Consider the following 21799-nt stretch of genomic DNA (forward strand, 5'->3'; position numbering starts at 1 on the left):
GGGTTTGTGCTGGTCCCCAGGGCGGGGGCTGTGCTGGTTCCCGCGTCAGGGGCCGGTCGCCACGGGCCTTGAGGGGTCGGCGACCCAGCCGGACCAGGAGCCGACATACAGCGCGGCCGTGGGCAGGCCCGCCACCTCGAGCGCCAGCACCTCATGGGCGGCCGTCACGCCGGATCCGCAGTAGGCGCCCGGCTGCGCCCCTGCGTCGATCCCGAGAGCGGCGAAGCGCGCCCGCAGCGTGTCAGCGGCGAGGAACCTGCCGTCAGGGCCCACGTTCTCGGTCGTGGGCGCGTTGACGGCTCCGGGGATGTGCCCCGCCACGGGGTCGACCGGCTCCACCTCGCCCCGGTAACGTTCGGCGGCCCGGGCGTCGAGCAGCACGCCCTTCGCGGCCAGCGCGGCCGCGTCGCCGGCCGTCAGCATCGGCATCCCGCCCGGCCGCGCCGTGAAGTCGCCGGGGGTGACGGAACCCGGGGCCTCCTTCGTGGCCGGCAGCCCGGCACCGGTCCACGCGGCGAACCCGCCGTCGAGCACGCGGACGTCCCGGTGGCCGAAGTAGCGCAGCGCCCACCACGCCCTGGCCGCCACCGTGGAACCCGCGTCGTCATAGACCACGACCGGCCGATGGTCCGACACGCCGAGCCGGCGCATGGCGTCCTGGAACGCGGCGGGCTCCGGCAGCGGATGCCGGCCGCCGTCGCCGGGAGGCGCCGCGAGATCGGAGTCGAGGTCGCAGTAGACGGCGTCCGGGATGTGCCCCTCGCGATAGAGCGCTTCTCCTGGCGGGCCGCCGAGCCGCCAGCGGACGTCGAGCACCGTCACGCCGTCGAGCGCGGCGAGTCCGGCGGGTGTGATGAGCGGGCTCGTCACGTACGTACCTCCAGGAGCGGGACGTTCAGCTCGGCCGCCGTCAGCGAACCGTGGTAACCGGTGAAGATCGCCTCGACCGGATGGTTCGACGGGGCGGTGATGGCCAGGTCGGTGTGGGGGACGGCCACGACGTCGCCGATGCGCTCCAGCCACGCGTCACGCACGCGGGGCCCGAACCAGCCCGACTCGACCGCCTCCTCCCTCGAGGCTACCCAGGCCTTCCCCTCGAAGATCCCGCGCCACGCCTCCAGCACCTGACCGGCCGCGCCCGGCTCGGCGTAGACGTGCCTGGCCCTGGCCTCGCCGCCGAGCATCGCCACCCCCTCCGTCAGCTCGGGGACGCTCTCCGCGTCGACCTTCTCACCGGCGTTGACCATGCCGTGGTCGGCGGTGACGTAGAAGGCGGACCCGGGCGGCAGCCCCTCGGCGATGCGCTGGGCCATGCCGTCGACGACGCCGAGCTGGTGCAGCCACTCCTCACTGCCCCAGCCCTTCATGTGGCCGGCCGCGTCGAGATCGCCGTAATAGACGGTGACGTGGGCGGGACGCCGCCGCATCGCCTCGTGCACGCGGGCGACGCGCTCGTCGGCGCTCTCGGCGGCGGCATAGCGGACGCCGCGGTAGACGGCCGTGGTCAGCCCCGTGCCCTCGAACTCCGCGGGCGCGACGTAGACGGAGTCGATGCCGGCGCGGGTGGCGCGCTCGTAGACGGTCTCGGCGGGCTGCCACGCGTACGGGTCCATCGTCCGGCCGTCGGGCAACGTCCAGCGCAGGCAGTTGAACAGGTGCCCGGCGCCCGGCACGGCCAGCGTCAGGCCGAGCATGCCGTGCTCGCCCGGCGTCAGCCCCGTGCCCAGCGAGCACAGGCTCGTCACGGTCGTGGTGGGGAACCCCGCGGTGAGCGTCCTGCCGCGCAGGCCCGCCAGGAACGGGGCGGCATCGGCGTGGGCGCGCAGCAACTCGGCACCCAGGCCGTCGACCAGGAACAGGCAGACGCGCTCCGCGGGCTCCAGGGCGAGCGTGTTCGGCGCGCGCATGCCCAACACGGCCAGCAACGAATCCGGCAGATCCGCCAGCGCCCCACCGCCATACCCCGGCACCATGCGCCCACCCTAACGCCGATCCGTTTCTCATGGCCGGTCGTGGGCTCACTCGCCGTCATGAGCATTCTGGTTTTCATCTGTTACGGCAAGCCGGCTTGCCCGCACGCGCCGACGCCGGATCCCCCTGTCATGGCCGGTCGTGAAGGCTCACGGGGCACGCGCCGTTACGAGCGTCCTGTGGGCCGGGTTCTACGGCTGATCCGCGGCCGGTGGGCCTGTCGAGGCGCGTCGTCGGCCGTGTGTTCGTGAGGGATCGTTGCTCTGTATGCCGGGGTGGGAGCCAGGTCCCGTCGGGCGGTGCCCGGGGTTCTGTGCTGTGTTCCGCACCGGGATGGAGTGCACCGGCGTTGAGGGGGGCGGGGTGTCCGGTGGCGGCGTTGACGTCAGGTGGTGGCGTGGGCGGTGGCCTCGGAGAGGGACTTGGCGAACGCGAGGACGTGGGAGACCGCCTCGGGGCCGTCGGCCGCCTCGCTGACCCGCAGCGAGAGGTCGTCGGCGGTGATCGCGCCGGTGTAGCCGTGGTCGGCCTCGCAGTTCTCGTCGCCGCACGTCGCCGGCTCGAGGTCGACGTGGGAGATGGCGCCCCAGCCGATCGTGAGGGTCACTTCCGTGGGCGGGACACCGGGAGCGTAGGCGGCGGGGTCGGGCACCACGCGGGTGACGGCCACCGACTGGACCCGGCTCAGGCGCACGGCCTCAGTGGTGGTGGAGGCGTGGGACGCGGAGACGCCCTCCACCGCCGGGTGCTCGTCGGTGTGGCAGACCAGCAGCCGCGTCGTCGTCAGCACCAGGACCGTGACGTGCCTGCGCACTTCCATGGCGGGATCGAAGGTCGCCTCGTGGTGCACCACGAACGCGGTCACGACCTCCTTGCCCAGCGCGGACTGAACCGCGTCGGTGACGAGGTCGGGATAATAGCCGCTGCGCTCGATCGCTTCGCGCAGGCCCGCGGCGGAGACTCGGGTTTCCCTCATGGGTCCATCCTGCCAGGACCGGGCAGTGCACTCACCCGCCGGATATAACGCTCTATAACGGTCTGTATTCAGGCAACATCGGGCGCTGTGTTCTCCGCATTCGCTCAAGGCGCATCAGGACAGCCGGCGCGGTCCGCCGTCCAGACGCGGCCCCGCCGGGGTGCGCAGGGTGGCGCGGGCTCCGAGGATCATGACGTGCGACTCCCCGACGAGCACCTGGTCGAGGTCCAGCCGGGCCAGCTCGGGCAGGTCGTTGGCCAGCCGGCCGACGCGTACGAGCAGGTCTTCCAGGGCGTCGACCGCCACGGGCGGGTAGCCGTACTGGCCGAACAGGAGCGGCGCCGCGCGTACGGACCGCACCAGGGAGGCGGCGTCCTCGCCGGTGAGCGGCGCCAGGCGGAAGCCCTGGTCCTGCAGCAGCCGGGCGGTCACCTCGCCCAGCCCGAACGACACGACCGGCCCGAACGCGGGATCGTCGACGACGCCCACGACGGTCGGCACGGCGGGCTGCGGAGCCATCCGCTGGACCGCGAGCTCCGCCCCTTCGCCCAGTTGCTCGGCGAACTCCGTGTAGGCGTTGCGGACCAGCTCCGGGCCCGTCAGCCCCAGGCGTACCGTCCCGGCCCTGCGTGACGCACCGGGATCGGCGACCTTGACCACCACGGGCCAGCCCAGTCGTCCGGCCGCCGCCACGGCCTCGTCGGGCGAACGCACCACCTCGGCGGGCCACACGGTCAGGCCGTAGCAGGACAGCAGTTCGGTGGCGTCGAGCTCGACGGGCGGCCCCGGTTCGGCGAACACGCCCGACGGACCGGGCCGCCCGGTGTCCGGTGCCGGGTCCGGCGTCTCGGAGGCCATCCCCGGATGGGGGGCGGGGGTCTCTGCCGGTGGCGCACCCACTGCCTCACCGGACGGCTCACCGGCCGGCTCACCGGCCGGCTCACTGGCCGGCTCACTGGGCGGCCCGTCCGGCGTGGCGCCGGTCTCCGTCGCGGACAGGATGGTCCGGGCCAGGGACCGGGCGCGGGCGGTGTCGATGTCGTCGAGTTCCGGTGGCGGGACCGCCGGATGTGCCCGCCATCTCGCGTACCGCACCACGTGCGCCAGCGCCCGCACCGCCTCCTCGGGCGCCGCGTACGAGGGGATGGAGCCCCGTCCGGGCGTCGCGTCGGAGCCGGTCCCGGCGCGCAGCGCGGGGTGCATGCCGAGATGCCCGTGGAACGTGGCCACCACCGGCTTGGCGACGTCCTTGGAGACGCGCAGCAGCTCGGCGGCCACCTCGTCGGACGCGCCCGGGACGGGCGGCATGTCGATCACGACGGCGGCGTCCACGTCGGGGGAGGCCAGTTCGCCGGCGAGGGCCGTGCCGAACTCCGGCGGACCCGCGGCGGGACCGACGTTGACGGGCGGGCGGGGCTCGAGCCCCGCGGCGAGGCAGGCGTCGGCGGCGAGCAGGCCGAGCGCGTCGGAGTTGGTCACGAGCGCGACCCTGGGACCGGCGGGCAGCGGCTGGTAGGCCAGCACCTGTCCCACGTCGAACAGCTGGATGAGATCGTCGACCCTGATCAGCCCCGCCTGCTCGAACAGCGAGCTGATCGCCGGGTCGGACAGCCCGAGCTCCTGCGCCGAGTGTCCCGCGGGAGTGCCGCCGCTCTTGACCACCACGATGGGCTTGCGGCGGGCGATGCGCCGGGCCAGCCGGGTGAACTTGCGCGGATTACCGAGCGACTCCAGATAAAGCAGGATCACATCGGTGGAGTCGTCTTCCTCCCAATATTGCAGCAGGTCGTTGCCCGACACGTCGGCCCGGTTTCCCGCGGAGACGAACGACGAGATGCCCATGCCGCGCTGCGCCACCCGCTGGAGCAGCGCGGTGCCGAGCGCTCCCGACTGGCTGAAGAACCCCACCTCGCCCCGGCCGGGCACGGTGGGTGCGAGGGTGGCGTTGAGCTTGACGGCCGGGTCGGTGTTGGCGATGCCGAGGCAGTTGGGGCCGACGACGCGCAGGCCGTAGGAGCGGGCCATGCGCGCCAGTTCGTCCTGCCTGGCGCGGCCCCGCGGGCCCGTCTCACCGAACCCCGACGAGACCACCACCAGCCCGTGCACGCCCTTCTCCGCGCACTCCTTGACCACGTCGATCACGCTCTCGGCGGGCACGGCCACCACGGCCAGGTCGACCTCGTCGTCGATCGCCGTCACGCTCGGGTAGGCGCGTACGCCGTGCACCGCCCGCACCTCGCGGTGCACCGGATAGACGGGGCCGGTGAACTCGGCGGCCAGCAGGTTGCGCAGGACGCTCTGGCCGACGCCTCCCGGCTCGCGCGACGCGCCGATGACCGCGACCGAGCCGGGGGTGAGCAGCCTGGCGATGGACCTGGCCTCGGCGCGGTGCTCGCGGGCCGCCGTCACCTCGGCCGAGGTGTCGGTGGGGGTGAGGTCGAGCGTCATGCGTACGACGCCGTCGGCGAACTGGCTCTGGGCCGTGTAGCCCGCCTGTCGCAGCAGACCCGTCATCCGCATGTTGGCGGGCAGGACGTCGGCGACGAAGCGTTCGATGCCGCGTTCGCGGGCCGTGGCGGCCAGGTGCTCCAGCAGCACGGAGGCCACTCCCCTGCCCTGGTGGGCGTCCTCGACGAGGAAGGCGACCTCGGCCTCGCCCGGGCCGGTGCGGTCATAGCGGATCACGGCGACCATCTCGTCGCCGATGGTGGCGATCAGCGCGACCCTGGTGACGTAGTCGACGTTGGTGAAGCGTTCGACTTCCTTGTCGGACAGGCGCGGCCGGGGCCCGAAGAAGCGAAAATAGATGGACTCGTCGGACAGACGGGAGTAGAAGGAACGGAGACGGTCGGCGTCGGCGGGTCTGATCGGCCTGACGTGGGCGGTGCCGCCGTCGGCCAGGACGACATCCGCCTCCCAGTGAGCCGGATAGTGTTCCTCCACAGTCCTGAGCGTAAACCCGCATCCCACATGCCAAGACCCGGGGCCCCAGTTGGGCAACGCTTGTGCATCGACTGCTGCCGTGTGTGATGGGTCCGTCCCACGAGCAGCCCGGAAGCTGTTAGTTTTGCCGTGGCCAGGCTCGTTCCGAAGGCAGCAAGGTGGTGACATCATGACGCGGGTCGTCGTGGTGGGCGATCTCATGACCGACGCGGTCGCGCGCGCCCGTTATGCGCTCGCCAGGGCGAGCGACACCCCGGCGATCGTGACCATGCACGGCGGGGGCTCGGGGGCGAACATCGCCTCGTGGCTGGCCGTCGAAGGCGCCGAGGTGGCCTTCATCGGCCGCAGAGGCGCCGACATCACGGGGCGAAACCGTGACATGGAGCTCATGGGCTACGGCGTCGACGCCCGGCTGGTCATGGATCCTGAGCGGCCGACCGGCACCTGCGTGGTGCTGGTCACGCACAAGGGCGAGCGCACGATGTTGTCCGACCCGGGTGCCAACGCGGCCCTGTCGCCGGAGGACCTCCCGCGCGACCTGTTCGGTCAGGGCACCCACCTGCATCTTTCCGGCTACACGTTGATCAACGAGGGTTCGCGCGACGCGGGTCTGGCGGCGCTCGACATGGCCAGGCGCACCGGCATGTCGATCTCGGTCGACTGTGCCTCGTCCGCGCCGCTCGAACGCACGGGTGCCGAGCCGTTCCTCGAGTGGACCAACGGCGCCAAGCTGCTGTTCGCCAACATCGACCAGGCCAAGGTCCTGACGGGCCGCGACGAGCCCGAGGCCGCCGCCAAGGTGCTGACGGCGTGGTTCCCGCAGGTCGTGATCAAGATGAGCGCCGAGGGCGCACTGTGGTACACCAACGGCCGCCCCGATCCGGTCCGGGTCGCCGCCGAGCCCGTCGACAAGATCGTCGACGGCACGGGCGCGGGTGACGCGTTCTCCGCCGGGTTCCTGCCGCCGTGGCTCGAAGGCAAGCCGCCTGCGGAGGCGCTGGCGTCGGGCTGCCGCCTGGCGGCCAAGGCCATCGTGCACCTGGGAGCACGTCCCCCGTTCTAGTGCCGCATCAGGCACGTTCACCCGCATGCCCGTCGCTGATCGCGGGTTTTCGCCGGCTGCCGGATGCCCGGCCCCTTACAACCACGTCTGGGCGGACCACCGGCTCGACGCCGAGGGGGCACACCGGTGGCCCTGGTGCCGGAATCGCCTCCCGCTCCAGGCGCGCATCCGTTGCGTCCGGATGCCGTCGGCCGGCTCGTACCGGGCTGCTCAGCGAGGGCGGCCGGGGCGGCGTCCCTCAGGACGTGGTGGCCAGCGCGAGCGGGAGCACGGCGGGGGCCCCGGCGTGGCGAACCATGGCCGCGCCCAGCGTCATCGTCCACCCCGTGTCGACGCGGTCGTCGATGAGCAGGACCGGGCCGCCGCACTGCGCGATCGCGGCGCCCACGTCCTTCGGCATGGCGAGCGTGCCCCTGATGGCCTGCACCCGTTTGGCGCTGTTGAACTGCTGACCGGGCGAGCCCGCGCGGTAGCCCAGCTCTCCCAGGTATGTCAGCCGCCCGACCTGGGCCAGGCGCTCGGCGAACGTGCGCACCAGCTTGGGCCGCGTCGCGGACGGCACGTTCACCACGGCCACCGGGCGCTCGCGCCAGTCCCACGCGGACAACACCTTCACCACGGCCGCGAACATGTCGTCGGCCATCGGCCCGTCGCCGGCGTTGAACATCTCGCGCAGCCGGTTGCCCCACCCGATGTCGGTCAGCCGCCCCAGCGCCCTGCCGGGCTCCGCGCCGAGTTCGGCCTTGATGCGTCCGGACAGGTCGGGCAGGCCGGTCGGCCACTGCCTGCGGGCCAGGATCTCGACGCCGGGCCTGCTCAGCCGCTCGCGGGCGCCCTCGACGGCCTGCGTGCCGATCTCCGTCGAGCGGTGTGTGCCGCTGCAGTTGTCGCAGCGGCCGCACGGCGTGGCCGTCTCGTCGTCGAGGTGCCTGCGCAGGAACTGCTCCCGGCACTCGGAGGTGGTCAGGTAGGCGAGCATGGCGTCCTGCTCGGCCTTGCGCTCCGCCGCGATGCGGGAGTAGCGCTCTGCGTCGTAGTCCCAGGGCCGGCCGGTGGCCTCCCAGCCGCCTTTGACCCGGCGTACCGCGCCGTCCACGTCGAGGACCTTGAGCATCATCTCCAACCGGCCCCGGCTCAGGTCGACGGCCGTTTCGAGCGCGGGGGTGGACATGACGCCGCGCTCCTCGAGGGTCTGGAGGGTGGTGCGTACGACGGGCTCGGGAGGAAAGGCCAGGGACGCGAAATAGGCCCAGATGTCGCGGTCTTCCGTGCCGGGCAGCAGGATGACCTCGGCCCGTTCGACGCCGCGCCCGGCCCGGCCGACCTGCTGGTAGTAGGCGACGGGCGACTGCGGCGCCCCCACGTGCACCACGAACCCGAGATCGGGCTTGTCGAACCCCATCCCGAGCGCGCTCGTCGCCACCAGCGCCTTGATCTCGTTGCGCAGCAGCGCGTCCTCGGCCGCCAGCCGCTCGGCCGGCTCGGTCTGGCCGGAGTAGGCGGCCACCTCCAGCCCCTGCTCGCGCAGGTAGCCGGAGATCTCGTGGGCGGCGGCCACGGTGAGGGTGTAGACGATGCCGGAGCCGGGCAGCTCGCGCAGCGTCTGAGCCAGCCAGGCCAGCCGCTGCTCGGCGGACGGCAGGCGTACGACGCTCAGGTGCAGGCTCTCGCGTTCCAGTGGCCCGCGCAGCACGAGCGTGTCGTCGCCGCCCTCGGGCCGCAGCTCCGGCGGGAGACGCAGCTGCTCGGCCACGTCGCGGGTGACGCGCGCGTTGGCGGTCGCGGTGGTGGCGAGCACCGGGATGCCCGGCGGCAGGTCGCCGAACAACGTCGCCAGCCTGCGGTAGTCGGGCCTGAAGTCGTGGCCCCAGTCGGAGATGCAGTGAGCCTCGTCGACGACGACCAGCCCGGCGCTCTCGGCCAGCTCGGGCAGGACGTTGTCGCGGAAGTCGGGGTTGTTGAGCCGCTCGGGGCTGACCAGCAGCACGTCGACCATGCCGTCGGCGACCTGCCCGTAGATCTCCTCCCACGCCTCCGGGTTCGCGGAGTTGATCGTGACGGCCCTGATGCCGGCGCGCTCGGCGGCGGCGATCTGGTTGCGCATGAGGGCCAGCAGCGGGGAGACGATGACGGTGGGGCCCTCGCCGAGCTCGCGCAGGAGCGCGGTGGCCACGAAGTAGACCGCCGACTTGCCCCATCCGGTGCGCTGCACGACGAGCACCCTGCGGCGGTCGATCACGAGCGCCTCTATGGCGGCCCACTGGTCGTCGCGGAGCACGGCGTGCTCGCCCGCCAGCGCCCGCAGCCGCGTCTCGGCCTCTTCCCGTAGCATCCCGGCATCGGGGGCGTCAATCATGCCTCCCTTGTTACCAGGTCCGCACGACGGAATGGACCGCCGACCGTCATATCGGCCGCGCATTCACCGCAACCGCAGGAATCGCCGGCCCGTTGTGGCCCGGCGTTGAGGGCTATGCGTCGGCGTGCTCAGGGAAGGCGTTGATGGTGACGCGGTGCATGCGGCGGCGTTCGGTGTAGTCGGCGACCGCGTAGTGCTGGGTGGGGCGGTTGTCCCAGAAGGCCAGCGTCCCCGGCCGCCACCGCAGCCGCAGCTGGAACTCGGGCGAGCGGATGTGGTCGATGAGGAAGGGCAGGAGCGCCTCGTTCTCCCTGTCGCTCAGCCCCACCAAGCGGGTGGTCGAGGCGCGGTTGACGAAGAGGGCCTTGCGTCCGGTCTCGGCGTGTACGCGGACGACCGGGCGCTCGATCGGCGGCCACTTGGCCTGGATCTCGGCCAGGTCGAACGGGTGCCCTTTGGAGATGGCCTTCTTCATCGACATCGTGATGTCATGCACGGCGCTCAGTTCGTCGCACAACCGCTGCAGCGATGGTGAGAGGGCCTCGTACGCCAGGCAGGTGTTGGCCCAGCACGTGTCACCGCCCACGCTGGGCAGTTGTACGCACCGCAGCAGCGAGCCCATCGGCGGGGTCGGCTCGAAGGTGTTGTCGCTGTGCCACTCGTCGCCGCCTTCGCCCTTGGGCGAGGTCTGGTCGAGCACGTGGATGGGGCTGGTGGCGTCCTTCTTGAAGGCGGGGTGGTTGAGCGTGCCGAAGTTGAGGGCGAACTGGAGGTGCTGCTCGTCGTCGATGTGCTGGTCGCGGAAGAACAGCACGAGGTGCCTGAGCCAGCCCTGGCGCAGGGTCGTGACCTCTTCCGGGGAGAGCGGCTTACGCAGATCGACCCCGGTGACCTCGGCGCCGATGTGCTTCGTCACGGGGTGAAACTCGATCATGACGCCTCCGAAGACGACGGGGATCCTCGTGTCCGGAACGTAACACCCAAGCAATTGCTTGGTCAAGAATCGCGTACGATCGAACATGTTTACGAGAAGTGGCTCGGATCGCGTATCATCTTGACGCCGGAGAGGCGCGCACCGCACACTCCCCGGCACCGGATCATCACGGAGGAGGCGTCTTGACGGCAGCGGCCCCCGCCCGCGCGGCCCCGCCACGGGCCTGCGCAGGCATGAGCAACGCCATGGATACGTCACAGGGCGCCTGGCTCGTGCCATCATCTCCAGGGGCGAAAACGTCGCACCCGCACCGGTCTCGTGCCCGCACGCGCCTTCGGCCGCCATCGCGCCGCGACCGGGAGAGCTTACGTCGACGCCCCACCCGCCGACCTGACGCCGCTTCGCCGGGCTGAGGGTTACGGTTACCGCACAAGGACAGAAGGAGGATGCGCTTCCCCTCGGCGCGACGACCGAGGCAGCCGCGCAGCACATGATGGCCCGACGCACGACTGCACCCCCACCCGAGGACTTCGAGGAGCGGATCGTCGACATCGACGTCTCCTCCGAGATGCGCACGAGCTACCTCGAATACGCCTACTCGGTGATCTACCAGCGCGCCCTGCCCGACGCCCGTGACGGCCTCAAGCCGGTGCAGCGGCGCATCCTCTACTCGATGAGCGAGATGGGCCTGCGCCCTGACCGCGGCCACGTCAAGTCCTCCCGCGTCGTCGGCGACGTCATGGGCAAGCTGCACCCCCACGGCGACAGCGCCATCTACGACGCGCTCGTCCGGCTGGCGCAGCCGTTCTCCATGCGCCTGCCGCTCGTCGACGGGCACGGCAACTTCGGCTCCCCCGACGACTCGCCCGCCGCCATGCGTTACACCGAGGCCAGGCTGGCCCCGGGCGCGATGCTCATGGTCGAGTCGCTCGACGAGGACACCGTCGACTTCAAGCCCAACTACGACGGCCAGGAGACCGAGCCCACGGTCATGCCGTCGGCCTTCCCCAATCTGCTGGTCAACGGCACGAGCGGCATCGCGGTCGGCATGGCCACCAACATGGCCCCGCACAACCTCACCGAGGTCGTGGCCGCCGCCCGCCACCTGATCAAGAAGCCCGAGGCGACGCTCGACGAGCTGATGAAATACGTGCCGGGGCCTGACCTGCCGACCGGTGGTTCGATCATCGGGCTGCAGGGGGTGCGCGACGCCTACGAGAGCGGGCGTGGCACGTTCCGCATGCGCGCCACGTGCGCGGTCGAGCAGATCACCCCGCGGCGCAAGGGCATCGTCGTCACCGAGCTCCCCTACAACGTCGGCCCCGAGCGCGTGGTCTCCAAGATCAAAGAGCTGGTGACCAGCAAGAAGCTGCAGGGCATCGCCGACCTCAAAGACCTCACCGACCGGCACAAGGGCCTGCGTCTGGTCATCGAGATCAAGAACGGCTTCATCCCCGAGGCCGTGCTGGAGGAGCTCTACCGGCTGACACCGATGGAGGAGACCTTCGGCATCAACAACGTCGCGCTGGTCGACGGCGAGCCCCGCACGCTCGGGCTGCGCGAGATGCTCCAGGTCTACGTCGACCACCGCATCGAGGTCGTCCGCCGCAGGTCCGAGTTCCGCCGCCGCAAGCGTCAGGAACGCCTGCACCTGGTCGACGGCCTCATCATCGCGCTGCTCAACATCGACGAGGTCATCCAGGTCATCCGTTCCTCCGACGACTCCGCCCAGGCGCGCACCCGCCTGATGGACGTCTTCGAGCTGTCCGAGATCCAGGCCGCCTACATCCTCGACACGCCGCTGCGCCGGCTGACCAAGTACGACAAGCTGGAGCTCGACCGCGAGAAGCAGACGCTGAGCGACGAGATCGCCGCGCTGACTGAGATCCTCTCCTCGCCGGCCAGGCTCCGGCAGGTGGTCTCGGGCGAGCTGGCCGACGTGGCCAAGCGCTACGGCACGCCGCGCAGGACCGTGCTGCTGGAGGCGCCGGGCGTCGCCCGCACCCCGATCCAGTCGCTCCAGGTGGCCGACGACCCGTGCCTGGCGCTGCTGTCCTCGACCGGCCTGCTGGCCCGCACCGCCGACGCCTCGCCGCTGGCGGGCGAGGGCGAGCGCACCGCGCACGACGTGCTGGTCTCCGTCGTACGCACCTCCGTACGCGGTGAGGTGGGCGTGGTCACCTCGCACGGCCGGCTGATCCGCGTCCAGGTCGTCGACCTGCCGACGCTGCCGCCCTCGGCCAACCCGCCGTCGTTGTCGGGCGGCCATCCCGTCTCCGAATACGTCTCACTCGAGCCCGACGAGAAGGTCGTCGGGCTCGGCGCCCTCGACCCCGACGGCCCCGGACTGGCGCTGGGCACGGCGCAGGGCGTGGTCAAACGGGTGGTGCCCGACTATCCGGCCAACCGCGACGACTTCGAGGTCATCACCCTCAAGGAGGGCGACCGCGTGGTGGGCGCCGTCGAGCTGGTGTCGGAGAGCCACGACCTGGTGTTCATCTCCTCCGACGCCCAGTTGCTGCGCTACTCCGCCGCGGTGGTGCGCCCGCAGGGGCGTCCCGCGGGAGGCATGGCGGGCATCCGCCTCGACGGTGACGCTCGGGTGATCTGGTTCGGCGCCGTCGACCCGGAACGTCCCGGCCACGTGGTCACGATCGCCGGCTCCTCCACGGCGCTGCCCGGCACGCAGGTGGGCGGCGGCAAGGTGTCCGACTACGCCGAGTTCCCCGCCAAGGGCCGGGCCACGGGCGGCGTCCGGGCCCAGCGCTTCCTGAAGGGCGAGGACGAACTCCTGCTGGCCTGGGCCGGACCGGCTCCCGCCAAAGCGGTCTCCACGGTGGGCAAGCCGGTGCCGCTGCCTGAAGAAGTGGGCCGGCGAGACGGCTCCGGCGTGCGCCTCACCCACACGATCGGCGCCATCGGCGGCGCCCTCGCCTCCGGCCCAGGCGCCCCGGCCGACGAGGAAACGCCTCCGGAGGAGTGACCCGTGGCGCACGACCCTGCACGCTCCCCGGCACCCTCGAGCTGCCGGGGACACCGCGCCGACACCGCAGGGTGGGGGCGTGCCTGAGGCCGCGTGCCGGAGGCGGGCGGTGCGCCCCGTCCCGCGGTGCCGGAGGCGGGCGGTGCGGCCGGTCTCGCGGTGCCGGAGGTAGGCGGTGCGGGCCGTCCCGACGCCGACGGCTCCGCAGGTGCGAAGGACGAGCCCGTCGCTAGGGCAGCGTCGCGCAGGCTCAACGGGACCAACCCGGCGATCGGCCGGTCTTTCGCGCAGGCGTGGCCGTGGTCACCGCCGAGCCGGCGTACTGCGGACGCTTGGAGCCCCGCCGCCCGGGCGGTCGTTGAGTGCGACGACCGAGTGGCTCGCGAGATGTCGCACCATACGGTACGCGGTTCCTGAGACGCGACGCCGGATGAAGCGGCTGGCGAAGGTCGGGTGTCGACGGGCCGGGGATCGCACTCGAAACTCACGAGGCCGAGTGGGTGGATGTTATGAAATGGGCCTGGCCTCCGATGGTCTGAGAGAGCGCTCTCTCACACCTTCGACTGGAGGCTCCCGTGTTCCCATCCCGACCCCCGTTATGGGCGGCCGCCCTCGCCCTGGCCGGCTCGCTCATCGTCGCCCCACCCGCCGCGGCCGCCGCCGAGCCGCTCACCGTCACCGACTTCGAGTCGGACGGCGTGCCCGACGGCGTGTACGCCTGGGGCAACGACGCGGCGTCGACCCCGGCGCTCACCGTCGAGCCCGACGCCACCCGGCCGGAGGCCCCCGCCACGAACCGGGTACTCACCTCGGTCTACGACGTCAGCCAGTGGGGCGGCTGGTCCCACGACCTGGCCGCCACCCAGGACTGGTCCGCGTACGAGGGCTTCTCCTTCTGGGTGAACGGCACCGGCTCCGGCCAGAAGATCTTCTTCGAGCTCAAGGACGGCGGCGGCGGACCGGGCACCTCTGAACTGTTCGAGTCGTCGTTCACCGACGACACGGCGGGCTGGCGGCAGGTGAAGGTGCCGTTCGAGAGCTTCACCCGCCGCGCCGACTACCAGCCGGGCGGCGCCCCGACCGACGGCGAGCTGGACCTGGTCGCCATGTGGGGCTACGGGATGCGCCTGCCCACCGCGCAGGGCACCCTGCGCTGGGACGAGGTGCAGGTGTACGGGACCGCTCCCCCGCGCCCCGTGCGGCTGTCCACGGACCGGCCCGTCTACCCGGCGGACGAGAAGGACAGGGTACGGGTCAGCGTCACGATCACCACAGCCACCGGAGAACCGCTCCCCGGCGACCTGGCCGTGGACTACCGGACCGGTACGGGCACCGCGACCCCCGGAGACGACTACAGGCCGGCCCAGGGCACGCTGACGTTCCCCGCAGGCACCGCCTCGGGCTCGGCGCGATCGTTCACCGTCGAGCTCGGCAAGGACCGGCGCAGCGAGGTGGCGGAGACCATCCCGATCGAGTTGTCGGGCACGGGCACGCGGCCACCGGCCGAGCCGCCGGTCATCGTCATCAACGCGCACGACCTGCCGTACCTGAACGCCCGCAAACCCGTCAAGGATCGCGTCTCCGACCTGCTCGGCAGGATGACGCTGGAGGAGAAGGTCGGTCAGATGACGCAGGCCGAGCGCGGCGCGCTGGCCAAGCAGAGCGACATCGCCGCGTACCGGCTGGGCTCGCTCCTGTCGGGCGGCGGGTCGTCGCCCGCCACGAACACGCCGGAGGGGTGGGCCGACATGATCGACGCCTTCCAGCTCCAGGCCCGGCAGACCCGCCTGCAGGTGCCGCTGATCTACGGCGTCGACGCGGTGCACGGGCACAACAACGTGGTCGGCGCGACGATCTTCCCTCACAACGTCGGCCTGGGCGCCGCCCGCGACCCGGAGCTCGTCGAGCGGACGGGCAAGGTCACCGCCAGGGAGGTCAAGGCCACCGGCATCCCGTGGAACTTCGCCCCCTGCCTGTGCGTCTCCCGCGACGACCGGTGGGGCCGGGCGTACGAGTCGTTCGGCGAGGACCCTGCCCTGGTGACGCGGATGGCCACCGTCATCGACGGGCTGCAGGACAACGGGGTGCTGGCCACGGCCAAGCACTACGTGGGCGACGGCGGCACCGCGTACGGCTCGTCGTCCACCGGCGACTACACCATCGACCAGGGCGTCACCCGGACCAGCCGCGGGGAGCTGACGGCGCTCCACCTGGCGCCGTTCGCCGAGGCGGTCGAGCGCGGCGTGGCCACCGTGATGCCGTCGTTCTCCAGCGTGGACTTCGGCGACGGACCGCTGAAGATGCACGCCCACGACGAGCTGATCAACGGCATGCTCAAGGGCAGGCTCGGGTTCAAGGGGTTCGTGGTCAGCGACTGGCAGGCCATCGACCAGATCCCCGGCGACTACCCGAGCGACGTGCGCACGTCGGTCAACGCCGGGCTGGACATGATCATGGTCCCGTACGCCTACCAGGAGTTCACCGGCGCGCTCAAGGCCGAGGTCGAGGCCGGCCGGGTGCCGATGTCGCGGGTGGACGACGCGGTCGCGAGGATCCTGACGCAGAAGTTCCGGCTGGGGTTGTTCGAGCGTCCGTACGCCGACCGCTCCCGTCTCGGCGACGTGGGCTCGGCGGCGCACCGCGCGGTCGCCCGTACGGCGGCGGCGAAGTCGCAGGTGCTGCTGAAGAACGAGGGCGGCCTGCTGCCGCTGCGGCGCGGCGCCAAGGTGTACGTGGCCGGCTCGAACGCCGACGACATCGGCAACCAGTCGGGCGGCTGGACGATCAGCTGGCAGGGTTCGTCCGGTCCGATCACCACCGGCACCACGATCCTGCAGGCGGTCCGGTCACGCGCCGGGTCCGTGACGTACTCGCGGGACGCCTCCGCCGGCCTGGCGGGACACGACGTGGGCGTCGTGGTGGTGGGTGAGACGCCGTACGCCGAGGGCCAGGGCGACGTGGGACGCGCGGGCCGCACGCTGGAGCTGTCCCCGGCCGACCGGGCAGCCGTCGACCGGGTGTGCGGGGCGATGAAGTGCGCCGTCCTGGTGGTTTCCGGGCGTCCGATGCTGGTCGGCGACCTGTCGGGCGTCGAGGCCGTGGTCGCGTCCTGGCTGCCCGGCACCGAGGGCGACGGGGTGGCCGACCCCCTGTTCGGTGCGGTGCCGTACACGGGGCGGCTGCCCTTCACATGGTTCCGTTCGATGGAGCAGCTGCCGATCAACGTGGGCGACGCCGCCTACGACCCGCTGTTCCCGTACGGGTGGGGACTGCGCACCGACCGTGCCCGCGACCGGCTCAAGGCCGTACAGCGCGAGCTGGCCCGCGGTGACGCCCGCTCGAAGGCCGCGGCCCTGCTGCTGACGGCCGCCCTGCCGGGCCGCCACTGGCACGCCGACGGCGCCGTCCGCGACACACGGGTGGTCCTGGGCGCGCTCGAAGCGGCCGCGGCGCTGCTCGAACGTTCACGCAGCGTCTCGTACGCCGAGGCCGACGCGCTCGTGTCGGTCGCCAGGGACGTCGCGCAGCACGCGGGCAAGCGGCCCGACCTGCAGGCGGCGGCCGACCACGAGCTGGCCGCGGGAGCGTACCGGAAGGCGGTGGACCTGCTGGCCCGGTCGATCCGCTGACGTGGGGACCGGCCCCGGTGTGGCGGGGCCGGTCCCCCGCCCGGGCCCGGCGGCCCGGCCCGGGGAGCAGTCCCCATGACCTGGGCCGGGGTCGCTGGACCGGGAGCGTCGTTCAGGGCCTGCACAGGCAGAACGGATGCCCGGCCGGGTCGAGGAACACCCGGAAGCTGTCCTCCTCGCACGGCTGGTGCTCGTGCTTGCGCGCCCCGATCTTGACGGCCTGTGCCTCGGCCTCGTCCATGTCGTCCGTGTCGAGGTCGAGGTGGATCTGCTGCGGGTGGTGCGGGTCGGGCCAGGCGGGCGGCTGGTGGTCGGGGGCGAGCTGGAAGGCCAGCCGCCTGGGCGGCCCGCCGTCGCTGACCACCACCCAGTCCTCCGCGGAGGACGTGATCGGCCACCCGAGGAGGTTCGAGTAGAACTGCGCAAGTCCTTGGGGGTCGGGGCAATCGAACACGATGGTCCGGAACTGCGCGATGCCGCTCATCAATTCACCTTCCCGGCCGTTTTGCATGGCCGATCGGAGACAAGAATGGTGCCATGGCTGCCAACTCGTTCATGGTTCCGCTCGGCACTCCCGCGCCGGCCTTCGACCTGACCGCCATCGATGGCGGCAGCGTCTCTCTGAAAGACCTCAAAGGCTCACCCGCCACGCTCGTGATCTTCCTGTCCAACCACTGCCCTTACGTACGGCACATCGAGCACGGCATCGGCGCCCTGGCCGCCGACTACGGCGCGAGACTGTCGATCGTCGCCATCTCCAGCAACGACAGCGTGAACTACCCGGACGACGACCCGACACACCTGGCGGAGCAGGCGGAGCGGGCCGGGTTCACGTTCCCCTACCTCCTGGACGAGACCCAGGAGGTGGCCAAGGCCTACCGGGCGGCGTGCACACCCGACTTCTTCCTGTATGACGCGGAGCTGCGCCTCGCCTACCGCGGCGAGTTCGACGGCTCCCGGCCGGGCAACGCCGAGCCGGTGACCGGCGCGTCCCTGCGGGCGGCCGTCGACGCCGTGCTGGCGGGCGACCCCGTACCGGAGGAGCAGCGCCCGTCACTCGGATGCGGCATCAAGTGGAAGCCGGGCAACGCCCCCGTCTGAAAGTCACTCGTCCCCCTCCCGGGCGCGGGCGTGCCGTCAGCCGGAGGCCGCGATGGCGGACGGGATGGCGAGCAGCAACTCGTGCGGCTCGCCGCCCTCCCAGCGCCGGATCAGCCGGGTGGCCGCCTCCCCCGGGTCGAACCCCTCGCAGCCCAGCGGCCCGTAACAACCCGCCTCGTCCAGCATGAGGATGAGCGGATCGTCGTCGGGCAGACCGGCCGCGTAGGCGGCGGTGTCGAGGAGCGCCAGCGCGCTCCTGGCGTTGCGACCGTCGTCGTTGGACTCCACGCGGTCGAGGCGACGCCAGGCCTGAACACGGAGAAACGCGGCAAGCGATTCTGACCTACTCACGAGCAACCTTCTTCGATCCCGTACATACGGCTACGACATCATCACGCAGAGCGAAGGGCGCTCGTGGGAGGTTTGCCAAGTCGGGCCATTCCTGACCCCCGGAGCGCATGTTTTCCGGGGCGTGAGGGATATTTGTCGTCATGAAAGCGTTCGACGACCTGTACGCCGCCAACGCGAAGTTCGCCAAGGAGTTCGGAAACTCCACCCTCACCGGCCGGGCAGCCCGCGGGCTGGCCGTGGTGACCTGCATGGACTCCCGCATCGACCCCCTCGGGCTGCTGGGCCTGGAACCGGGCGACGCCAAGATCCTGCGTAACGCCGGCGCCCGCGTCACGGACGACGTGCTGCGTACTCTGGTGCTCGCCGTCTACCTGCTGGGCGTCGACCGCGTGCTGGTGATGCCGCACACCGACTGCGGCATGTCCAAGGTGACGGACTCCGACGTGCACGTGCTCACCAGCGAACAGGGAGTCGACACCCGCAGCCTCGAGTTCCACACCGTGCCCGACCAGGACGAGGCGCTACGCCACGACCTCATGCGGATCCGCAGCACCCCGTTCCTGCCGCACAACATGCCGGTGGCCGGAGCGATCTACGACGTGCACACCGGCCTGCTGACCCCAGCCCCGAAACCGCACCCGACAGCGGCCTGACGATCACCCGTCCCCGTTCCCGTAACCCCCTCAGCATCACCCGCGCCGTCGCCCGGCACCGCCGCCGCCGTAACCCCCTCAGCATCACCCGTCGCCGTCGCCCGGCACCGCCGCCGTCACCCACACACCGGGGTCTCGGCCGCCCCAAGCGTCCCTACGGCCACGCCACCACCAGACACCCCAGGAACCCCACTCTGCCTCTCAGCGATGCTCCAGCGCCCTTCCAGAGGCCTGAGCGGGCCGGAGCACCATGGTCGCCGCTCGCTCCGAGGTCAGTCAGCCTCGAACCAGCCGGCCTCGGAACGTCATTGGCGCGAAGAAACGCCTCCCGCCCCAGCCGGCCTGACCGGAAGCTCACCAGGACGATCAGGACGGGACCCGCGACGCAGCCCGGCACGTACAGTCCGCGGCCCCCCACCAGGCGACGCCGCCCACCACACCACGGACCAGAAGCAGCAGCCCGACGACGAACACGGCCGACCGCGCACTCGCCCGTCGAGCCGACCTCATGCGTGACCCGAGGAGTGCCTCTTGAGCCGGACCAGAGGATGACCAGAGCCGAGCCCTCGCAGGACCTCAGGCAGCCCGCACCTCCTTCCGGCCGCCGCCCAGCGGTGATCCTCCGCTGGGCGGTCAGCGACGGCGGCGACGAGTCACCTGTCGCGAGCGCCCCTGCCGACGTGCCGCGGGGCGTTATGCGTCGATGTGGTCGCGATCCACCTCGGCGGCGCTGTTGACGATGAACTCGCGGCGCGGCGCGACGTCGCTGCCCATCAGCAGGCTGAAGATGCCCTCGGCGCCCTCGGCGTCCTCGATGCGGACCCGCCGCAGGATGCGGTGGCGCGGATCCATCGTCGTCTCGGCCAACTGGTCGGCGTCCATCTCGCCCAGACCCTTGTAACGCTGCACCGGGTCCTTCCAGCGCTTGCCGCGCCGCTCCAGATCGCGCAGCACCTTCTGCAACTCGGCGTCGGAGTAGCAGTAGATGTATTTCTCCTTGCCCCTGCCGGGGTTGGTCAGCTCGATGCGGTGCAGCGGCGGCACCGCCGCGAACACGCGCCCCGCCTCCACCATCGGCCGCATGTAGCGGTGGAAGAGGGTCAGCAGCAGGCAGCGGATGTGGGCGCCGTCGACGTCGGCGTCGGCCATCAGGATGACCTTGCCGTAGCGGGCCGCCTCGATGTCGAACGAGCGTCCGGAACCGGCCCCGACCACCTGGATGATGGCGGCGCACTCGGCGTTTTTGAGCATGTCGCTCACGGAGGCCTTCTGCACGTTGAGGATCTTGCCTCTGATCGGCAGCAGTGCCTGGAACTCCGAGTCGCGGGCCAGTTTGGCCGTGCCCAGCGCCGAGTCGCCCTCGACGATGAACAACTCGCTGCGGTCGACGTCGTCGCTGCGGCAGTCGACCAGCTTGGCCGGGAGCGCGGAGCTTTCCAGCGCGCTCTTGCGCCGCTGGTTGTCGCGGTGCTCACGGGCGGCGATGCGGGCCTTGGCCGCCGCGACGATCTTCTCCAGAACGGCCCTGAGCGGCTGCTTGTAGCCGCGCGGCGGGTTGGTGAACAGCTCCCTGAGCTCGCGAGAGACCACGTGGGAGACGATGCGGGTGGCCGCGGAGGTGCCGAGCACCTCCTTGGTCTGGCCCTCGAACTGGGGCTCGGGGACGAGGACGGCGACCACCCCGGTCAGGCCCTCGGAGATGTCGTCCTTCGTCACCGGGTCGTCGCCGTTCTTCAGCAGGCGCGTCTCGCGCAGCACCTCGTTGACCGTGCGCACCAGCCCGCGCTCGAAACCGGTCAGGTGGGTGCCGCCTTTGGGGGTGGCGATGACGTTGACGAACGACCGCACGGTCGACTCGTAACCCTTGCCCCAGCGGACCGCCACGTCGACGAGCAGCTCGCGCTCCACCTGCGTGGGCGTCATGTGGCCCTGGTCGTCGAGGACCGGCACGGTCTCGTGGAAGTGGCCGGAGCCCTGCAGGCGCAGCACGTCGCAGACGGCCTCGTCGCGGGCCAGGAACTCGGTGAACTCGGAGATGCCGCCGTCGAAGCGGAACTCCTCCTCGATGCGCTCCTCGTGCCTGCTGTCATAGACCGCCAGGGTCAGCCCCGGCACCAGGAACGCGGTCTGGCGCAGCCGCACGTGGATCTCGTCGAGGGAGACCTCGGCGTCCGGCAGGAAGATCTGCTTGTCGGCCCAGAAGCGCACGCGCGTGCCGGTGACCTTCTTCGGCAGCTTCTCGCCGATGCGCAGCCCGGACTTCTTCTTGAACTTGGCCGTCGGCCCTTCTCCGTCGAAGACACCGGGGACACCGCGGCGGAAGCTGATCTCGTGCACCCTGCCGTCGAGGTCGACCTTCACGTCGAGCCGTGAGGACAGGGCGTTGACCACGGAGGCGCCGACGCCGTGCAGGCCGCCGGACGCGGCGTAGGAGCCGCCGCCGAACTTCCCGCCCGCGTGCAGCTTCGTGTAGACGAGCTCCACGCCGGCCAGGCCGCTCTTGGGCTCGATGTCCACCGGGATGCCGCGGCCGTTGTCGCGCACCTCGATGGAGCCGTCGGCGTAGAGCTCGACCTCGATCCGGTTGCAGTGACCCGCGAGCGCCTCGTCGACGCTGTTGTCCACGATCTCCCAGAGGCAGTGCATGAGCCCGCGGCTGTCGGTGGACCCGATATACATGCCGGGCCGCTTGCGGACGGCCTCGAGGCCCTCAAGCACCGACAGGTGACGAGCCGTGTAACCCGCCTCCACTAGCGTCACTCCAGCTCCTCCGGGTCTAGGGATCGAACACGTGTGCGTAGCTTACCGTTCTTCCCGCACGCGCGCGTACAAGCTTGCC

14 protein-coding genes are annotated in these 21799 nt (G+C 71.4%); 5 read left to right on the plus strand and 9 right to left on the minus strand.

The window, feature by feature from the left end:
• Positions 1–45 precede the first annotated feature (45 nt).
• The 4 genes from E1295_RS27185 to E1295_RS27200 form a co-directional block, all read right to left on the minus strand.
• The gene (locus tag E1295_RS27185; RefSeq protein WP_132634034.1) at positions 46–870 is read right to left on the minus strand and encodes a sulfurtransferase; all 825 of its coding nucleotides are present in this window, start codon (positions 868–870) and stop codon (positions 46–48) included.
• Complete coding sequence (locus E1295_RS27190; protein ID WP_132634036.1) at positions 867–1973, minus strand: alkaline phosphatase family protein; 1107 nt, start codon at positions 1971–1973, stop codon at positions 867–869. Before E1295_RS27190 ends, E1295_RS27185 begins: the two co-directional genes overlap by 4 nt.
• A 383-nt stretch (positions 1974–2356) precedes the next feature.
• Positions 2357–2947 carry a DUF5998 family protein gene (locus E1295_RS27195; RefSeq protein WP_132337616.1) on the minus strand — a complete coding sequence of 197 codons (591 nt, stop codon included), beginning with the start codon at positions 2945–2947 and terminating at the stop codon, positions 2357–2359.
• A gap of 114 nt (positions 2948–3061) precedes the next feature.
• Positions 3062–5890 (minus strand): bifunctional acetate--CoA ligase family protein/GNAT family N-acetyltransferase, encoded by a 2829-nt coding sequence (locus E1295_RS27200; protein WP_246080398.1) that lies wholly within the window; start codon positions 5888–5890, stop codon positions 3062–3064.
• Between the two features lie 169 nt (positions 5891–6059).
• Here E1295_RS27200 and E1295_RS27205 point away from each other — a divergent pair, with 169 nt between their 5' ends.
• Complete coding sequence (locus E1295_RS27205) at positions 6060–6953, plus strand: carbohydrate kinase family protein (protein ID WP_132337618.1); 894 nt, start codon at positions 6060–6062, stop codon at positions 6951–6953.
• 238 nt (positions 6954–7191) lie between these two features.
• Here the strand turns inward: E1295_RS27205 and E1295_RS27210 are convergent, their stop codons facing one another.
• Positions 7192–9309 (minus strand): RecQ family ATP-dependent DNA helicase, encoded by a 2118-nt coding sequence (locus E1295_RS27210; RefSeq protein ID WP_246080400.1) that lies wholly within the window; start codon positions 9307–9309, stop codon positions 7192–7194.
• A gap of 112 nt (positions 9310–9421) precedes the next feature.
• Positions 9422–10243 carry a TauD/TfdA dioxygenase family protein gene (locus E1295_RS27215; protein WP_132634038.1) on the minus strand — a complete coding sequence of 274 codons (822 nt, stop codon included), beginning with the start codon at positions 10241–10243 and terminating at the stop codon, positions 9422–9424.
• A gap of 493 nt (positions 10244–10736) precedes the next feature.
• Between E1295_RS27215 and E1295_RS27220 the strand changes: the two genes are divergently transcribed.
• Both E1295_RS27220 and E1295_RS27225 read left to right on the plus strand, forming a co-directional pair.
• Positions 10737–13226, plus strand: a complete 2490-nt coding sequence (locus E1295_RS27220; protein ID WP_132634080.1) for a DNA gyrase/topoisomerase IV subunit A — start codon at positions 10737–10739, stop codon at positions 13224–13226.
• Positions 13227–13801: 575 nt separating this feature from the next.
• Entirely contained in the window at positions 13802–16855 is a 3054-nt protein-coding gene (locus E1295_RS27225) for a glycoside hydrolase family 3 N-terminal domain-containing protein (RefSeq protein ID WP_166427434.1), read from the plus strand.
• Between the two features lie 112 nt (positions 16856–16967).
• Here E1295_RS27225 and E1295_RS27230 read toward each other — a convergent pair whose 3' ends face one another.
• The gene (locus E1295_RS27230) at positions 16968–17339 is read right to left on the minus strand and encodes a VOC family protein (RefSeq protein ID WP_132634040.1); all 372 of its coding nucleotides are present in this window, start codon (positions 17337–17339) and stop codon (positions 16968–16970) included.
• A 53-nt stretch (positions 17340–17392) separates the two neighbouring features.
• Here E1295_RS27230 and E1295_RS27235 point away from each other — a divergent pair, with 53 nt between their 5' ends.
• Positions 17393–17956, plus strand: coding sequence for a thioredoxin family protein (locus E1295_RS27235; RefSeq protein WP_132634042.1), 564 nt, complete (start codon positions 17393–17395; stop codon positions 17954–17956).
• Between the two features lie 36 nt (positions 17957–17992).
• On the opposite strand, the gene E1295_RS27240 is transcribed toward E1295_RS27235, so the two are convergent.
• Positions 17993–18244 (minus strand): hypothetical protein, encoded by a 252-nt coding sequence (locus E1295_RS27240; RefSeq protein WP_246080402.1) that lies wholly within the window; start codon positions 18242–18244, stop codon positions 17993–17995.
• Between the two features lie 203 nt (positions 18245–18447).
• Here E1295_RS27240 and E1295_RS27245 point away from each other — a divergent pair, with 203 nt between their 5' ends.
• On the plus strand, positions 18448–18960 hold the full coding sequence (locus tag E1295_RS27245) for a beta-class carbonic anhydrase (protein ID WP_132634046.1): 513 nt from the start codon (positions 18448–18450) through the stop codon (positions 18958–18960).
• A 693-nt stretch (positions 18961–19653) separates the two neighbouring features.
• On the opposite strand, the gene E1295_RS27250 is transcribed toward E1295_RS27245, so the two are convergent.
• Positions 19654–21720 carry a DNA gyrase/topoisomerase IV subunit B gene (locus tag E1295_RS27250; RefSeq protein ID WP_132634048.1) on the minus strand — a complete coding sequence of 689 codons (2067 nt, stop codon included), beginning with the start codon at positions 21718–21720 and terminating at the stop codon, positions 19654–19656.
• Positions 21721–21799: the final 79 nt, after the last annotated feature.

This window comes from Nonomuraea mesophila (genome assembly GCF_004352805.1).
GTDB lineage: Bacteria > Actinomycetota > Actinomycetes > Streptosporangiales > Streptosporangiaceae > Nonomuraea > Nonomuraea longispora.

Excerpts from the sequence above, each read along its gene's own strand:
- E1295_RS27190 (WP_132634036.1), bottom strand. The coding sequence starts at position 1,973 with ATGGTGCCGGGGTATGGCGGTGGGGCGCTGGCGGATCTGCCGGATTCG.
- E1295_RS27195 (WP_132337616.1), bottom strand. The coding sequence starts at position 2,947 with ATGAGGGAAACCCGAGTCTCCGCCGCGGGCCTGCGCGAAGCGATCGAG.
- E1295_RS27205 (WP_132337618.1), top strand. The coding sequence starts at position 6,060 with ATGACGCGGGTCGTCGTGGTGGGCGATCTCATGACCGACGCGGTCGCG.
- E1295_RS27210 (WP_246080400.1), bottom strand. The coding sequence starts at position 9,309 with ATGATTGACGCCCCCGATGCCGGGATGCTACGGGAAGAGGCCGAGACG.
- E1295_RS27215 (WP_132634038.1), bottom strand. The coding sequence starts at position 10,243 with ATGATCGAGTTTCACCCCGTGACGAAGCACATCGGCGCCGAGGTCACC.
- E1295_RS27220 (WP_132634080.1), top strand. The coding sequence starts at position 10,737 with ATGGCCCGACGCACGACTGCACCCCCACCCGAGGACTTCGAGGAGCGG.
- E1295_RS27230 (WP_132634040.1), bottom strand. The coding sequence starts at position 17,339 with ATGAGCGGCATCGCGCAGTTCCGGACCATCGTGTTCGATTGCCCCGAC.
- E1295_RS27235 (WP_132634042.1), top strand. The coding sequence starts at position 17,393 with ATGGCTGCCAACTCGTTCATGGTTCCGCTCGGCACTCCCGCGCCGGCC.
- E1295_RS27245 (WP_132634046.1), top strand. The coding sequence starts at position 18,448 with ATGAAAGCGTTCGACGACCTGTACGCCGCCAACGCGAAGTTCGCCAAG.